Source organism: Planococcus sp. NCCP-2050, from assembly GCF_023708025.1.
Lineage (GTDB): Bacteria > Bacillota > Bacilli > Bacillales_A > Planococcaceae > Planococcus.
The window spans coordinates 1500332-1515757 of sequence record NZ_BRCX01000001.1; the positions used below are offsets into that span (position 1 = coordinate 1500332).

Here is a 15426-nt window from a genome sequence, read left to right on the forward strand (position 1 = left end):
GTTTAGCTGATGACGTGGAAGACGAAATTCATCAGGAATAGACCTGCAATGACATAAAGCGTCATCGAGACTTCCCGCCATTTTCCGATTGCGATTTTCAGCACGGGATACAAGATAAAGCCAATGGCAATACCATCCGCGATACTGTACGTAAACGGAATCAATGCAATGATAAATAGTGCAGGGAAACTTTCGCTCATGTCTTTCATGTCCAAGTTGCGGATATTCTGGAGCATCAAGCCGCCAACGATGATCAGGATTGGCGCAATTGCGCTATCCGGGATCAGTTTGATGACGGGGATGAAGAATACCGAAACGAGAAACAGCAATCCGGTTGTGACAGCGGTCAAACCTGTACGGCCCCCAGCAGCCATCGCCGAAGCACTTTCAGCACTCGCTACTGTCGGGCTCGTACCGAAAATGCCGGAAGCCATCGCTGACACTGAAGTCGCCTGGAATGCCCGTCCGAATTTTTGCGGACGTTCGATGAAAGATACCTGACCTTGCACGGTGCCGATATTTTCAAAGACGATGACCATTGTCAATGAGAATACAGCAATCCAGAACGTCATGGACAAGATGCCATCGAAAGTCATCGCCCCGAAAACAGCGAATGCTTCCGACAATTCGACGCCGGATCCGCTCATTCCACTCGGATCAATCAATCCGAAAAACGAAGCAATCACTGTACCCAGCACAATTGTAATCAGGAAATTCCCCGGCACATTGCGGATGAATAAGACAATCGCCACGACAAACGTCAAAACGGTCGCCAATACATGCGCTTCGCCAAGAGAACCCAGCGCCAAAATCGAATTGGAACCATTCACCACGATGCCGCCTTTTTCAAGACCGATCAGCATGAGGAACAAACCAAGTCCAACCGTAATCGCTTCTTTCAGCGAATATGGCACTGCAGCACTCAGCATTTTCGCCAAACGCGTAAACGCGATGATGACAAAAATGATGCCGGATACAAAAACCACAGTCAATGCTTCTGGCCAAGACAAGCCCATCGACTGCACCATCGTATAAGAGAATAACGCATTGATTCCCATGCCCGGCACAAGCAAAATCGGCGCATTGCCCCAGAAGCCCATGACGAGGCAGCCAAATACAGACGCTGCAATGGTTGCAATTATCGCTGCTTCAAGCGGCATTCCCGATTCAGACAAGATCAATGAGTTGACGGCAATGATGTACACCACTGTGAAAAAGCCGATAACACCTGCCGACATCTCCCGTTTAACTGTCGTTTCGTTCATTTGAAGACCAAAAAACCGGTCCATCCAATTACTCATTTATACGACCTTCTATTAAATTAGCCCTCTCCCAACCCGCTCTTCCCAACAAATAAAATAGGTGAGCCAATATAGGAGTTTAATCGAAAAAACCAGGTGTGTCAAGGTATGGAGCTTGATACTAAAAGAGGGCAGAATTTGCGAACGCGCGTATTTTTTGCTGAACGAGCGCAAATCTATTTGAACGCGCGCATTTCTTCCTGAACGCACGCATCTTATTTTGAACGAGCGTATCTCTCACTGAACGCGCGCAAATTCAAATAAACGCGCGCATCGGCTCATCCGTCTTTTTTCTTTCACTTTTCACAGGCGAAAAGTAAGCATTTAGTTCTTTTGTAAAAATTGCTTGCCTCAATTTATTAAGAGAATGCTATACTTCATTTAATTCAATCGAAAGAGGTGTTTTATGGAAAAGAGACCAATCGGAATGATGCCCCGTGCTGAGGGATTAAAGCGGTTAATTAATCGGCTGCCGGCTGAGCATCAAAGTCAAAGTTATCTTCAGAAAGAGCTACACCGCACGGCTTCCGGTGCAAGAGGTGAACAGCGAATCGAAACGCGGTTCAACGAGTTTTATTTAGATGAGGATTTTCGTGTGATGTGGAATGTCCAATTACAATTAGGGAATTGGCCGGTCCAAATAGATGGATTGCTTTTGACAAAACGCTGCGCAATCATCATCGAATCCAAAAATATTAGCGGCCAAATCCATTTCGACGAACAGATCGGTGAGTTTTACCGAATTGATGATGATGGCTTAAAGACTGTTATGGAAGATCCCCAGATTCAGCTTCGCAAAAATATCCGCTTTTTGTCCGTCTGGTTCAAGAAACATAAGATCTTATTGCCAATTCACGGCCTTATCGTTTTCACAGCGAAAAAATGCGAGTTTATTACGAAACCCACCCGAACGCCTATTTGCAAAACTTATCAAATGCCTGAAATGCTTTTGAAAATTTACGAAGCCCTCCCCCCAACGGCTGCGAACCTTTCACTTCTCAAAATAAAAAATGTACTTCTATCAAGTCAAACCCCTTTTATAGAAATTCCATTGTGTCAACGATATTTTATTCATCCTGGTGAATTGAAGACAGGCGTATATTGCCGAAATTGTCAATTGCCAACAATGTTCCGTACGAAACGGAGCTGGCATTGTCAGACCTGTCATCATCATGACCTGCTGGCTCACGAATTTGCGCTGCAGGAATACTTTTCTTTAATCGATACAACCATCACGAACGAAAGATTTCGCGAGTTTTGCGGACTCGATTCTCGCCATGTGGCTGGGCGGCTATTAAGCCAATTTGATTTGCAAACGATTGGCGCATCGAAAGCACGGCGGTATCAGTTGAAAAATTAGAAGCGCGCGTATTTTTTGCTGAACGAGCGCAAATCTGTTTGAACGAGCGCATTCCCATTTGAACGCGCGCAAACAAAATCACCCCGCTGAAAAATCAATTGCTATGCCAAAACCAGGAGTGTTTCGCCAGCGAAACACCCCGACAAAACAAAAACCCCTCATCCGCAAGAAATTCTCTGCAGATAAGGGGTTGATTGAATCTTATTACATGAACATACCAGCGATTGCAGCACTTAGAAGTGAAGCGAGCATACCTGCCGCAACTGCACGAATACCTAGACGTGCAATGTCAGGGCGGCGTGAAGGTGCCATTGCACCAAGTCCGCCAAGAAGGATAGCAAGTGAACTCAAGTTAGCGAAACCACAGAGGGCAAAGCTGACTACAATTACTGTTTTTGGTGATAAGTCGGCAATTTCAGGGGCAAATGCAGTATAAGCAACGAATTCGTTGAGTACCAATTTTTGTCCGATGAAGCTACCTGCTTGGACGGCTTCCGCCCAAGGAACACCAATTGCCCAAGCAAGTGGTGCGAAGATGACGCCAAGGATGCTTTGGATAGTCAGGTTATCAGCGCCGAACCAGCCGCCGATTCCGCCAAGCACACCGTTTAACAAAGCGATCAATGCGATGAAGGCCAAAAGCATAGCACCGACGTTCAATGCCAACTGCAAACCGTCAGATGCACCGCGTGCTGCAGCATCTACAACGTTTACAGATGTTTTGTCTTTTTCCATCACAATGTCTTCTCTGTCTGAAACATCTTCTGTTTCAGGGATCATCATTTTAGCCATGATCAAACCGGCAGGAGCTGCCATGAAACTTGCAGCCAATAAGTATTCAAGCGGCACTCCAAGAAGTGCGTATCCCGCAAGCGTTGAACCGGCTACGGACGCAAGACCACCCGTCATAACAGCAAACAATTCGGATTTCGTCATGCCTGCGATAAATGGACGGACAACTAGCGGTGCTTCCGTTTGGCCGACGAAAATATTCGCTGCCGCTGAAATCGATTCCGCTTTACTTGTTCCAAGAAGCTTTGATAACGCGCCTCCAAGAAGTTTGATAATGATTTGCATAATACCAAGATAGTAGAGAACTGAAATTAGAGAAGAGAAAAAGATGATGATTGTCAGTACTTGGAAGGCGAAAACGAAACCGAAGTTTGTCGTGTCAGCCGCTGGTCCAAATACGAAAGCAATCCCTTCTCCTGCGTAGTTAATTACGTTTTGCACAAGGTTAGAAAGGCCAAGCAGCGCTTTTCTTCCTAGCTCCCATTCGAGCACCATAAATGCAAAAAGGATTTGGATGGCCAAACCGCCAATGATTGTCCGTGGCTTGATCGATTTTTTACCGCTTGATAAGAGAAAGGCGATTCCCAATACTACGAAAATCCCAAAGATGCCCCATAATAAATTCACAACTTCACCTCATTATTTATTCCGTCGTGAAACGCTTTCATTTCATGACGGTCGTCTAGCAGATTAGTCCTCTGTCGTCAGACATCTTACCAAATTCTAAAAGAGATGTAAATGGCTATCGTGTGACAAAATGGCTGTCCATAAAAAGTTCCAATGCCGTGAAAATTCACTCTTTCTTGATTTCCTTTCTATTTTTTTGCGGTTGCTTCTTTCCTAAGAAGAACGCCAAGAAAATACCGATGCCGCTAAGCACGCCTACGACAATAAAGGAAATGTTAACGCCGCGCACCAGGCCTTCTATTCCGTATTGCTGTGGATCCAAAGCAGTACCGGTCATAATCGTCACCAGCAGCGCCGTGCCGATTGACCCCGATACTTGGCGCATCGTGTTGCTCATTGCCGTGCCGTGCGGAACAAGGCGTTCAGGCAGCTGATTCAAACCCGCAGTCGTGACCGGCATCATCACCATAGAAACCCCAAACATGCGAATGGCGTGCATGACCGTTAAATAAGTAAAAGAAGTAGCCGTCGTCAATACCGTAAATTGAAAAGTCGACACAGTGACAATCGACAAACCGACGATGGCCAGCCACTTACCGCCAACCGCATCGAAAATCTTCCCCGTGATGGGATTCATGAATCCCATCACCAAAGCACCCGGCAGCAGCATCAGACCCGATTCAAGCGCGCTGAAGCCATGCATATTCTGCATATAAATCGGCAAAATCGTTGCGCTGCCGATCATCGAGATGAAGACGATGACGCTTAAGATGGTAGATAAGGTAAAAATGCCATAAGAAAAAACTTTAAACTCCAAAAGCGGTTCTTTTAAAATCGATTGCCGGTGAATGAAAATGAGTAAAGAAACGATTCCGACCGCGATAGAAACCAGGACCGGTACGCTGCCCCACCCCATATTGCCGGCACTGGAAAAGCCGTATAGGATTCCGCCGAACCCAAGCGTCGACAGCACCACCGATAAGATATCGAGAGCAGGAAACGTCTGTTTCGTCACATTGCGCAGCACAAAATAGGCGAGAACCAAATCGATGACGGCAATCGGGATAACAATGTAAAACAGCGCCCGCCAAGGATATTGGCCAACGACCCAGCCGGACAAAGTCGGACCGAGGGCTGGTGCAAACGAAATGACAAGGCCGAACAGCCCCATTGCCTGCCCTCGCTTTTCCACTGGGAAAACCAAAAAGAGAATTGTCTGGGTCAGCGGCATCATGATGCCGGCGCCAGAAGCTTGAATGATGCGGCCAAGCATCAATAAGTTAAATCCAGGCGCGACTGCACAAATAATCGTACCTAAAGCAAATAAACCGATTGCCGTAAGAAACAATTGCCGGGTTGAAAATTTTCCGATTAAAAATGCAGTTATTGGAATCATGACCCCATTGACCAGCATGAATACGGTTGTCAGCCACTGGGCAGTGTTCGCATTTATCTCCAAATCCTCCATAATATGCGGCAATGCCGTCGCGAGTAAAGTTTGGTTCAAAATCGCAACGAAAACGCCCGCCATCAATACAGCTAAAAATGGGCCTCGCCGGAAGTCATTTTCTTTTACGGAAATACTCGCATTCTCCAATAGCTTCACCTGCCTTGTCCTGCTAAAAACAGCAGTTATCCTTAATACCCTGATTACCCTTTGCCAAAAGAAAAAAACGCATAGCTTTTCAGCTATGCGCAACATGTTTTAAGCTGCTTTCTTTTTGCGGTGGTTAATTCGGTAAAAGACAAGATATAACGATGGAATCATGACCAATGTGAACAAGCTCGAGAATGCCAAGCCTGCGATAATGGTAATGGCCAGCGCTTCAAACAGCGGATCTCCTGTCAACGCTACTGGAATCAGCGCCACAATCGAAGTGACCGACGTTAAGATGATCGGTTTAATGCGGGCATATCCAGATTCCATGATGGCTTCTTTGATTTCAAAGTCACCGGACAAACGACGTGTTTCCACGAAGTCGATCAAGACAACTGCGTTTCGCACAACAATCCCGGTCAGTGACACGATTCCCATGACACCTAGGAAACTAAGCGGCGTCTGTGTGATGAATAAGCCAAGAATCGCTCCTGAAATCCCAAGGTAAACTGCCAGCAATACCAGGAATGGCAAGCTGAACGATTTGAATTGGAAAGCGATGACTAAATACACAAGGAGAATAACCACCAGGAATAAAATCCCGATCTCGGTAAAGAAAGCTTGCTGGTCTGAGTTCTCTCCGCCAGTTGAAATTTCGTAGCCTTCTGCCAACTCCTCTTTTTGTGCATCAACGGTTTCGAGCATCTTGTCTTCAAAGCCTTCAATTTCGCCAAATGCTTTTAATGTAATCGCCCGTTCTGCGCTTTGGTGAGGAATTTGTGCAATAGAAGTGGTCTCTTCGGCCGTCAACAACTTATCGAGTCCGACGAATTGCGGCGGTCCTGGCGGCGCCCCTTCTTCAGCTGCTGCAGGCAGTTGGAATTGGGCCAAATCGATTGGTTCCCCCGCTTCGATGCCTGCTTGTTTTAAGACAACATCATAAGGTGTCTGCCCTTCGTAAATACTCGCTAAAGGCACACCTTGCGTCAGCAATTGCAATTGTCCGGTTACCGTGCTCAACGGAATCTGGTTTTCTTCTAACGCTTCTGAATTTGGTACATATTCAATTGCTGGAACTTTGTCGCCCAAATCATCGGTTACGACATCCGCCCCATTCTCAAGCATCTTTTCTTTTAAGCTGTCGCGAATCGCTGTCAGCTCTTCCAGGTCCACTCCACTGATTGTGGCCGTTACCGGTGCACCTGTCGGCGGCCCCTGGACAATCGTGCTCAAGAAAATTTCCGCATCCGGATAGCGTTCACGCAATTCCGGCTGCCATTTTTCAATGAAATCTGCAGCGGTAGTCTGCTCCCGGTCAATGCGGAAGGCGACTTGTCCTGTATTCGCTCCCGTATTGTCCATTGAAGAAGCAAATAGATTCGGCAAACCTTCTCCGCTGAAAACAGAAATTTCATCGATATTTTCATCTTCATTTCTCAATTGCTCCGTTAATTCAGTCAAGAATTCATCTGTTTCTTCAATGCTTGTGCCTTCCGCCAAGCGGACATCCATCGTCACTTCTTTGCGGTCAGCTGCCGGGAAGAACTCGAACGGTGTAAAGAAAGCAAGCGACAATAGTCCAGTAGCAACCAGCAAGCCGCTAAGGCCGACCAAAAGCGGACGTTTTAAAACACCGCGCAGGATTTTATCCGAATAGACTTTTGCAAGCCACTCAAGCGGTTTCCCTAAAAATCCGGGAGTATCGGAGATTTTCTTCACCTTGCGCTTCGTCTTCAAATACTGCATCATCGGCACTAATGTGATGGAAAGCACCGTAGAAGCAATAATGGTCGTAATCAAAATGCTTGGCAGCGCTTTGATAAACGCTCCATTTCCTCCAGAGAGGAGCAATAATGGAGAAAACGTCACAACGATCGCTAGACTCGAAGAGATAATGGAAGGATAAACTTCCCTGACGCCCGTAATCGCACCGTCCAACGGTGAATCGCCGAGCTTATAGCGCCGTTGAATATTATCATTCACTACAATACTGTCGTCGACCAGTATCCCGATGGCAATAATCAACCCGATGACCGAAATTTGATTTAAGTCGACGCCCAGCAGCGGAATCGGAATTAGCCCGATTAATACAGAAGCCAGAACCGTCAATGCTACTGTAAACGCGCCATAAATCGTCAATCCGGCTGTCGTAACGACCAAAACAGCAAGTACGGCGATCAATAAAGAAACATACAAACCTTCGAAAATCGCATTGACGTTTTCCGCTTGCGACTCATAGCGTTCTGCCTCTACTCCTGCAGGCAATTCGTCCGTAAATGCTTCAATGATTTCGGAAACATTTTCATCAACAGAAGGTACGTCTTGGGCGGTTTTCAGGAAAACTGTATAAGAAATGGCAGACTCGCCTTCAAAAGTCACGATGTCTTCCGTTTCCTGGTCGACAAGTTCAATCGTTGCAACCTCTTCCAATGGAACAGCCGCAGATCCGACTTGCAAAGCCTTCAACTTCTCAATGCCGTCTTCTTGCTGCACCGTTAATACAAGCTGTTCGTTGCCGTTGTCATGGGTTCCAAGAGAAATCGGCTGATTCGCCTGTTGCAAAGATTCAATGACTTCAAACGGCTGAAGCTGATTGGCCGCCAACTGTTCCGTGTCCAGTTCAATCAATACTTGCTGGCTGTTCAAGCCTTTGACTGTTGTACCGGCAACTCCGTCCACGGATTCCACTTCATCGGACAACTCAGCAAGCGCTTCTTCCATATTCGCAAGCTCTGCCTCATCTCCGTAAAACATATAGGAAACTAATGGGAATGTCAGATCCAGCTTTTCAACGGTTGGTGTTTGGGTCTGATCCGGGAATTGGCCCGTTGCCCGCTGCACTTGCTGCTGAATTTCATTCACCCGTTCATCGGGATCGAAGCCATCTTCAATTTCCAGCGTAATGATGGAAGCTGAATTCGAAGAAATGGATTGCACAGAAGCCACACCATCTGCTTTCTGGATTTCCCTTTCAATCGGATTAGTGATCGAATTCTCGATTTCTTCCGGGCCAGCCCCTGGCAAAATGGTCGAAATCAATACCAGGCTAGGCGGAGTTTCTGGAATTTCACGCTGCGGCAATGTAGTGAATACATATACACCAATTAGCATTAATATAAATATCAGGAATAAAAAAAGTTTTCCCCGCTCCAATATGTATTTCATTTTCAAACCCCTTTCACATTTTTGTATAAGTATTGTATAACTAACTACTGACTATTTCCACGATTCAGTTCTAAGTTCTCATAAAAAGATGAATTGAGGAGGTTTTCCTCAATTCATCTTTAAAGAGGCTGTATCGTTTTTTGCTTGAGATAGTAAGCAACTGCAAAAATAGCAAGCGGAGGAACGATACATAAACGAAACCAAATCCCTTGGCCGCCAAGAAAAATCGAGAGCATCGGAACTAACAGCGCAGCTCCACTCCAAACCAAGGTTTTCCAAGACTGTTTCCATAGACCGTAGATGAACAAAACAATTGAGACAATGACCAGTGCCCATAAAAGAATGCCAACAAGGAAGAATCCCATTCCTGCTCCTCCTTACCTGCTAACGGATGATTTTCTCCCCTATACCCTATTCCTTACTTTTTTATACAATAAAAAGAAAAAAACCGAACGGCAAGGATCTCCGTTCGGCTTTCGTATGTTATAGATTTTTGATGAATAGGCGGATGACATCGGCGCCGCCAATGATATTGCCTGCTGCTGTTCCTAAATTGGTAAGGACTACAACCAGCAGAACCCGCGTAACTTTATTGTCCCAGAAGCCTTTAATCGTAAATACGTCTTTTGAAAGGGTTTCAAAATCTCCGACATTCGGCCGGCGTATATACGCTTGGGCAAGGCCCGAGAACCAGCCTGCTGCAAGCAAAGGGTGCAGTGCGCCGATTGGACCTCCGACAAATGCAGTCAAGATGGCAAACGGGTGGCCAAACGCCACCGCTGCTCCGATTGCACCAAGCGATGCAGTCCATAGCACCCAGCTGATGGTCTGGTCGATTCCCGCTGCCGGATTGTTGTAAAATGTAATCGCAATTAATGCGACCAACACGAGCGGAATCATCCAGCCGATAATTTTCGGCCATTTCGATTTCTCCGGCACTTTTGATAGCTTCGCTAAATCATGTTCGTTGTGTATTTCTTTAGTGATTCCCGGTACATGGGCCGCTCCAAGAACCGCCACGATTTTTTCGCCGGGAGCCTCTTTGATCTTCTGGGCTAGATATTGGTCCCGCTCATCGATAAGCGGTTTTTTCAACTTTGGAAAAGACTGCGTGAAATCATCCAAGACCGCGTTTAACGTATCCTGCGATTTCATCTTTTCTAGGTCTTCCTCTGAAATGGTTTCTTTGCTGAAGATGCTGAAAAACACCGAAGTCAGAAGCTGCGCTTTACCCATGACACCAAGATTCCCCCAAATCCGCGAGAAAGTCACTTGGATATTCCGGTCAGCCAGCACTAATTCAGCGCCTGTGTCTTTTGCCGATTCAATGCCTTGAATCATTTCCTGTCCCGGTTTGATGTCGAATTGATCAGCCAACCGGTTCTGGAAAGAAGAAATGGCCAAGTTCATCAATAATAGACTGGCTTTCTTTTCTTTTAACACTTTGAAGATGTCCGTTTCTTTCCATTTGCTATTTTCAGTAACGGACTGGTAACGCTGTGCATCCAACTCGATGCAAACCGAATCCGGGCGTTCCTGTTCAATGACGGTTTTTACTTGTTCCGCACTTTGCCGGGAAACGTGGGCCGTACCGATTAAAACAATCTCGCGGCCGTCCAGCTGGATGCGTGTAATATTTTCTTCCTGCATGAATTTACTTCCTTTATAGAACCTAATTTCCCCTCGCGCACTGCGTGAAAAGACTGTCTATTTCAATAATGAATCACATTGCCAAAAATATCAATGCCCGACTCTTCAGTTCTTCAATTTTCACGGATCCCCCGTCACAAATCATTTGCGTTGAAGGTATCCCCGGCTTGAAGGTTACCGGCTTCAAAGCCTTTGTAGAACCAGTTCTTGCGCTGTTCAGAAGTGCCGTGCGTGAAACTTTCAGGCACGACGTAGCCGCGCGAGCGCTGCTGGATCGTATCATCTCCGACTGCACTTGCAGCAGTCAACGCTTCATCCAAATCCCCTTCTTCGAGAAGGTCCATCCCTTGTGCATGGTGGGCCCAGACGCCGGCATAATAATCCGCTTGAAGCTCGAGCTTCACTTGCAGCTTATTGTATTCCTCTTCACTCAATTGATTTCTGAGCGGCTGGACTTCTTTCATGACCCCGAGCAAGTTCTGCACATGGTGCCCGACCTCATGGGCGATTACGTAAGCCATCGCGAAATCACCGGGTGCTTGGAACTGATTCTGAAGCTCTTCATAAAAACTGAGGTCGATGTATAATTTCTGGTCTCCCGGACAATAAAACGGTCCGACTGCAGCCCCTGCTGTTCCGCAAGCAGAATTTACACTGCCATCGAAAAGCACTAAGGTCGGCTCCACGTATTCCATCCCTTCCTCTTCAAAAACCTGCGCCCATACCGTTTCCGTATCCGCCAAGACAACTGCCACAAAATCGGATAGCTCTGCTTCCTGCTCGGTTTCCACGTAAGGTTCGTTTGTCTGCGTTTCGCCTGAATCTAAGCCATTCAATATCGCTCCTGGATCTCCGCCAAGAAATGCAACAAGCAGAACAATCAGCAATCCGCCAATTCCGCCGCCGGCAACTAGCTTACCGCCGCCTCCCGACCCACGCCTGTCTTCTACATTTCCACTCGCTTTTCTGCCTCGCCACTTCATCAAACCACTCCTTCAACAACCTCTTTCTCCCGTTATACCCCTATTTACAAGTTTTCAAATCAATACACGGAAAGCCGGTATATCAAGAACCGTTCCCGAAGATTCTTTCCGGAAGCAGGCAATTCAATTTCTTCAGCCACTTCAAACGGAGTCCGCTGCGCCAAATAATCGATAAAGTCATCGGACGGGAAAAATAAGATCAAGTCCATCTCCCTCGTTCTTTGTTCATATGATTTCATAATGTTATTGACGACCGCGATGAAAATCTGTACAGAAAAGGGATTGAAGAAATAGAATTTATTATCCGTTTCCTGCACCTTGTATTCCTCAGCCAAACACTGGATAAATTGGATTCCGCCTCCTGTTTTCCGTTTCTTTTCATAAGCCTGTAAATTTTCTAGCGCCTGCCGATGAAAATGGGGATCCATTTCTATCCCGGTAGTTTGGGCTCCGAAGCGGTGATGAATGTAAAAGTTCAATCGCCCTTTCCCGCTGCCAAAATCGACGAGCCGATCCGAAGAAGATAAGGAGTACCGGTCGAACAATTGATCAAGAAGCGAATAAGGCGTCGGTTCATAGCGATTGTGATGAATCGATTCGGGAAACCCTTGCTGGATTTCCGACGTTTGGATAGTTAGTTCCTTGTCTCTTCGTTGTTCTTCCATAACACATCTCCTTTCTTTTTAACTAAATCAAATCAGCATGGCTTGCAATATTCCATTATTTTTGATATGGTCTAGCTAATTCAATATTTTCTTGCCCGGATATTCCGGGTGAGGATAGAGGTGCAAAGACCATCAGTACGCTTACCGAGGAGTATGGGATCCGTTGACGTATGCTGAAAGGGGAATTTGCCGAAGCGATGAAAGGCTCATACTAGCTATCGCTGGTTCTGCATTGAACAAATGCTGAACTGTCATATAGGAAACTATATGGAGGGCTATCTGACACAAAGAAACAAACGCATGACATTGTTTCTATGGCAGCAACGAGACCCTCGTTGCTGCTTTTTGTTTGTTAATGACCGACCCGTTTACCTCTAAAAGCAAACCAAAAAAACGAGAAAAGGGTGGTACGATGAATTTCGGACAAGTAGTGACAGCAATGGTGACGCCATTCGACGCACAAGGTGATATAGATTTTCAGGCAACCAAAAAACTAGTGGAGCATTTGATCGCGAACGGCACGGACGCGCTAGTCGTAGCCGGCACAACCGGTGAATCTCCTACGCTGTCAACGGATGAAAAAATTGAGCTATTTAAGTTTGTGGTTAAAATAACCGACGGACGCATCCCGGTCATTGCAGGCACAGGCTCTAACGATACGCGTTCTTCGATTTCGCTCACGCGCGCAGCAGAAGAAATCGGCGTGGACGGCGTCATGCTCGTGACCCCATATTACAATAAACCTTCCCAGGAAGGCATGTTCCAGCATTTCCAAGCAATCGCCGCCTCAACGTTCCTGCCTGTGATGCTTTATAATATTCCAGGGCGTAGTGTCGTGAACCTGTCTCCTGAAACCACCATTCGCCTGTCTGCCATCAAAAACATCGTGGCGATAAAAGAAGCCAGCGGCGATCTGGATGCAGCAGCGGCAATTATTGAAAATACACCGGCTGACTTTGCGGTTTACAGCGGCGATGACGGCTTGACCTTGCCAATGCTTTCAATCGGCGGAAAAGGCATCGTTTCGGTCGCAGCCCATATTATCGGGAACGATATGCAAGAAATGATTACCCTGTTCAAAGGCGGCAATGTCCAAGAAGCGGCAGCTCTTCACCGTAAACTCTTGCCGGTGATGCATGCGTTATTTGCGGCGCCAAACCCGGTGCCTGTAAAAACAGCCTTGAACTTAAGCGGCATAGAAGTTGGCGGTGTGCGTTTGCCAATGATCCCATTGAATGAGCAGGAACAGCAAGCTCTTCAGCACGTGCTTTCGGAAAGTCCAGCTAATCTTTCTAAACTTTAAATCCATTTCATTCAACGAAAAAACTGCTGAAGCAGCTTGATGCTTCAGCAGTTTTTTATGGATTGGCAGTAAGTTTTTTAAACGTTTGTTTCAAGCTGCCGCCAAGCGAAAGCTGGCTGACATCGATTCCCAGGCTGATCATCGTCTGTGCCATTTCCGGACGGATGCCGGTCAGCATGCTGTGCACGCCGACCAGCCTTAATGACTGGGTCACTCGGATAATCTGTTCTGCTACTACCGCATCGACTTTAACGACCCCGGACAAATCAATAATCAAGGTTAAGATTTTTAAACGACTGGCTTCCAGTAAGGTCTTTTCCAATATGTACTGAGCCCGATCGATATCAATTTCTCCAATCAATGGCAAAATAGCGATTTGATCGTTTACAGGCACTACCGGGGCAGACAATTTCATGAATTCGTCCCGAGCCTCCCTTAAGCTCTTCTGGTATGAATTGATATAGGCAAAGCTATAGGAATAAGCAGCGTGATCCAAAAGTGTATGAAAGTACTCCATGATTTCAAAAAGGTGCTCGAGTTTGATTTGATTGCGCATCGCTTCGGTCTTAATGATTTTGCCGATATGCTTTCGGTAAAGGGATGTCTCTGCCAAAGCAGCATCAAGCGCCATATTTTGATCGAGAAAGTAATTTCCGGTTTTTTCTCCCCAGACAGAAATTTCATCATAAGCTGTTTGCGGATCCAAAAAATGTTCAAATGACTGGGCAAGCAATCCGATAAAGCCCGCGCGAAATTCAGTAACTGCATCGATAAAACCGGCATATTCTTTTGCTTCTTCAAAACTGATGTCTTTAGAAACTTCTTCCTGTATCAATTCAGCGATGACATAGCGTTCTTCTTCCACCCGTTTGCCGAGCATTTTAATTTCTTTATCCATCCTGATCCCCCATGGTTTGAATTCAGTAGTGTTTTGAATTCATTATAACCGCCTTTCAGGTTCACGGCATACTTTTATTCAAAAGAAATTAAACCGCCTATAAGCAAGCTTGACAAGCCACCCGCACCTGCTATTCTTAAAATGCCGTCACCCGATTGCGGCCGCCCTTTTTCGAAGCGTACAAAGCTTTATCCGCCCGGCTGTATAACGTGATGCCGTTATCTTTTTCTAAAAAAGATGCCAGTCCGATACTGACAGTAATCGCTGCATGAGTCCATTCATCCCGCTCTACACGCATTCGGATTTCTTCCGCTAAGCTCTTTGCCTGCAAGTGGTCAAATCCCGGCAATACGATGATGAACTCTTCTCCGCCAAGTCTTGCTACAATGCCGAAGGCTTCTGCTTCGCTCCGCAATTTATCAGCCAGTTCACGGAGCACCAAATCCCCTATATGATGGCCATATGTATCATTGACGTTCTTGAAAAAATCGATGTCGATCACCATCGCAGCGAGCGGCAATCCTTCTCGTGCCCGTCCAATTAGATTATCCATTTCCTTTTCCAAATAGCGCCGATTTTTCAAGCCGGTCAAAGGATCCGTGTTGGCGAGGTGCTTCAAGCCGCCATTGAGCTTTTCGAGTTCCAGCTGTTTCATTTCTACTTCCGAAAGAAGAGTTTGAAGCTTTGCATAGGCTTCCGCCGATTCCTGATTGATTCTTTCGGCCTTTTGCTTCGCCAAAAGCAGCTCCTTCTCATATTCACCCCGGATACTCATTTCGATCAATGCACATTCAAAAAAGCCATTTCGCTCGATGCTATTCATCAAAACCGGAATTGGCCCTTTCTGGCTTTTAATGGTGAGGGACATCTCAGTGACTTTTTTATGCAAAGTGATGGCCGGCAAAAAATAAGTTTGGAAATAAACCATCGAAGCAACCGTCAATAGTTGATGCACATGCTCGGGAACTTCTTCTTTTCCGATTATCTTTTTCATTTCTTCGTTCGTCTCGATAATCCGGCATTCGTGGTCCATCACCAGATAACCGAATGGCGCCTGATTTAACCGTTCCTCCATCTCGCTCGCC

The 15426-nt window shown here is 46.2% G+C and carries 12 protein-coding genes and 1 riboswitch; of the genes, 2 read left to right on the forward strand and 10 right to left on the reverse strand.

The window, feature by feature from the left end:
• Positions 1–2: 2 nt before the first annotated feature.
• Complete coding sequence (locus tag NFU07_RS07370) at positions 3–1301, reverse strand: NCS2 family permease (RefSeq protein WP_251476300.1); 1299 nt, start codon at positions 1299–1301, stop codon at positions 3–5.
• A gap of 406 nt (positions 1302–1707) precedes the next feature.
• Between NFU07_RS07370 and NFU07_RS07375 the strand changes: the two genes are divergently transcribed.
• Entirely contained in the window at positions 1708–2661 is a 954-nt protein-coding gene (locus NFU07_RS07375; RefSeq protein WP_251476303.1) for a nuclease-related domain-containing protein, read from the forward strand.
• 204 nt (positions 2662–2865) lie between these two features.
• Here the strand turns inward: NFU07_RS07375 and NFU07_RS07380 are convergent, their stop codons facing one another.
• From NFU07_RS07380 to NFU07_RS07410, 7 genes are all read right to left on the reverse strand, one after another.
• Positions 2866–4080: a NupC/NupG family nucleoside CNT transporter gene (locus NFU07_RS07380; protein WP_251476305.1), complete on the reverse strand. Its 1215-nt coding sequence runs from the start codon at positions 4078–4080 to the stop codon at positions 2866–2868.
• Positions 4081–4246: 166 nt separating this feature from the next.
• A complete protein-coding gene (locus NFU07_RS07385) occupies positions 4247–5611 on the reverse strand; it encodes an MDR family MFS transporter (protein WP_251477151.1) in 1365 nt (454 codons plus the stop codon).
• A 174-nt stretch (positions 5612–5785) separates the two neighbouring features.
• Positions 5786–8842: an efflux RND transporter permease subunit gene (locus tag NFU07_RS07390; protein WP_251476306.1), complete on the reverse strand. Its 3057-nt coding sequence runs from the start codon at positions 8840–8842 to the stop codon at positions 5786–5788.
• A gap of 119 nt (positions 8843–8961) precedes the next feature.
• Complete coding sequence (locus NFU07_RS07395) at positions 8962–9207, reverse strand: hypothetical protein (RefSeq protein ID WP_251476309.1); 246 nt, start codon at positions 9205–9207, stop codon at positions 8962–8964.
• 118 nt (positions 9208–9325) lie between these two features.
• The gene (locus NFU07_RS07400; RefSeq protein ID WP_251476311.1) at positions 9326–10492 is read right to left on the reverse strand and encodes a TraB/GumN family protein; all 1167 of its coding nucleotides are present in this window, start codon (positions 10490–10492) and stop codon (positions 9326–9328) included.
• 134 nt (positions 10493–10626) lie between these two features.
• On the reverse strand, positions 10627–11475 hold the full coding sequence (gene ypfJ, locus NFU07_RS07405; RefSeq protein WP_251476314.1) for a KPN_02809 family neutral zinc metallopeptidase: 849 nt from the start codon (positions 11473–11475) through the stop codon (positions 10627–10629).
• Between the two features lie 59 nt (positions 11476–11534).
• A complete protein-coding gene (locus NFU07_RS07410; RefSeq protein WP_251476316.1) occupies positions 11535–12140 on the reverse strand; it encodes a class I SAM-dependent methyltransferase in 606 nt (201 codons plus the stop codon).
• 107 nt (positions 12141–12247) lie between these two features.
• Positions 12248–12426: riboswitch (Lysine riboswitch) on the forward strand.
• Positions 12427–12552: 126 nt separating this feature from the next.
• Here NFU07_RS07410 and dapA point away from each other — a divergent pair.
• Positions 12553–13443, forward strand: coding sequence for a 4-hydroxy-tetrahydrodipicolinate synthase (gene dapA, locus NFU07_RS07415; RefSeq protein WP_251476318.1), 891 nt, complete (start codon positions 12553–12555; stop codon positions 13441–13443).
• Positions 13444–13498: 55 nt separating this feature from the next.
• Here the strand turns inward: dapA and NFU07_RS07420 are convergent, their stop codons facing one another.
• Both NFU07_RS07420 and NFU07_RS07425 read right to left on the reverse strand, forming a co-directional pair.
• Positions 13499–14341, reverse strand: coding sequence for an STAS domain-containing protein (locus tag NFU07_RS07420; protein ID WP_251476320.1), 843 nt, complete (start codon positions 14339–14341; stop codon positions 13499–13501).
• Positions 14342–14477: 136 nt separating this feature from the next.
• On the reverse strand, positions 14478–15416 hold the full coding sequence (locus NFU07_RS07425) for a GGDEF domain-containing protein (protein WP_251476322.1): 939 nt from the start codon (positions 15414–15416) through the stop codon (positions 14478–14480).
• Between the last annotated feature and the right edge of the window lie 10 nt (positions 15417–15426).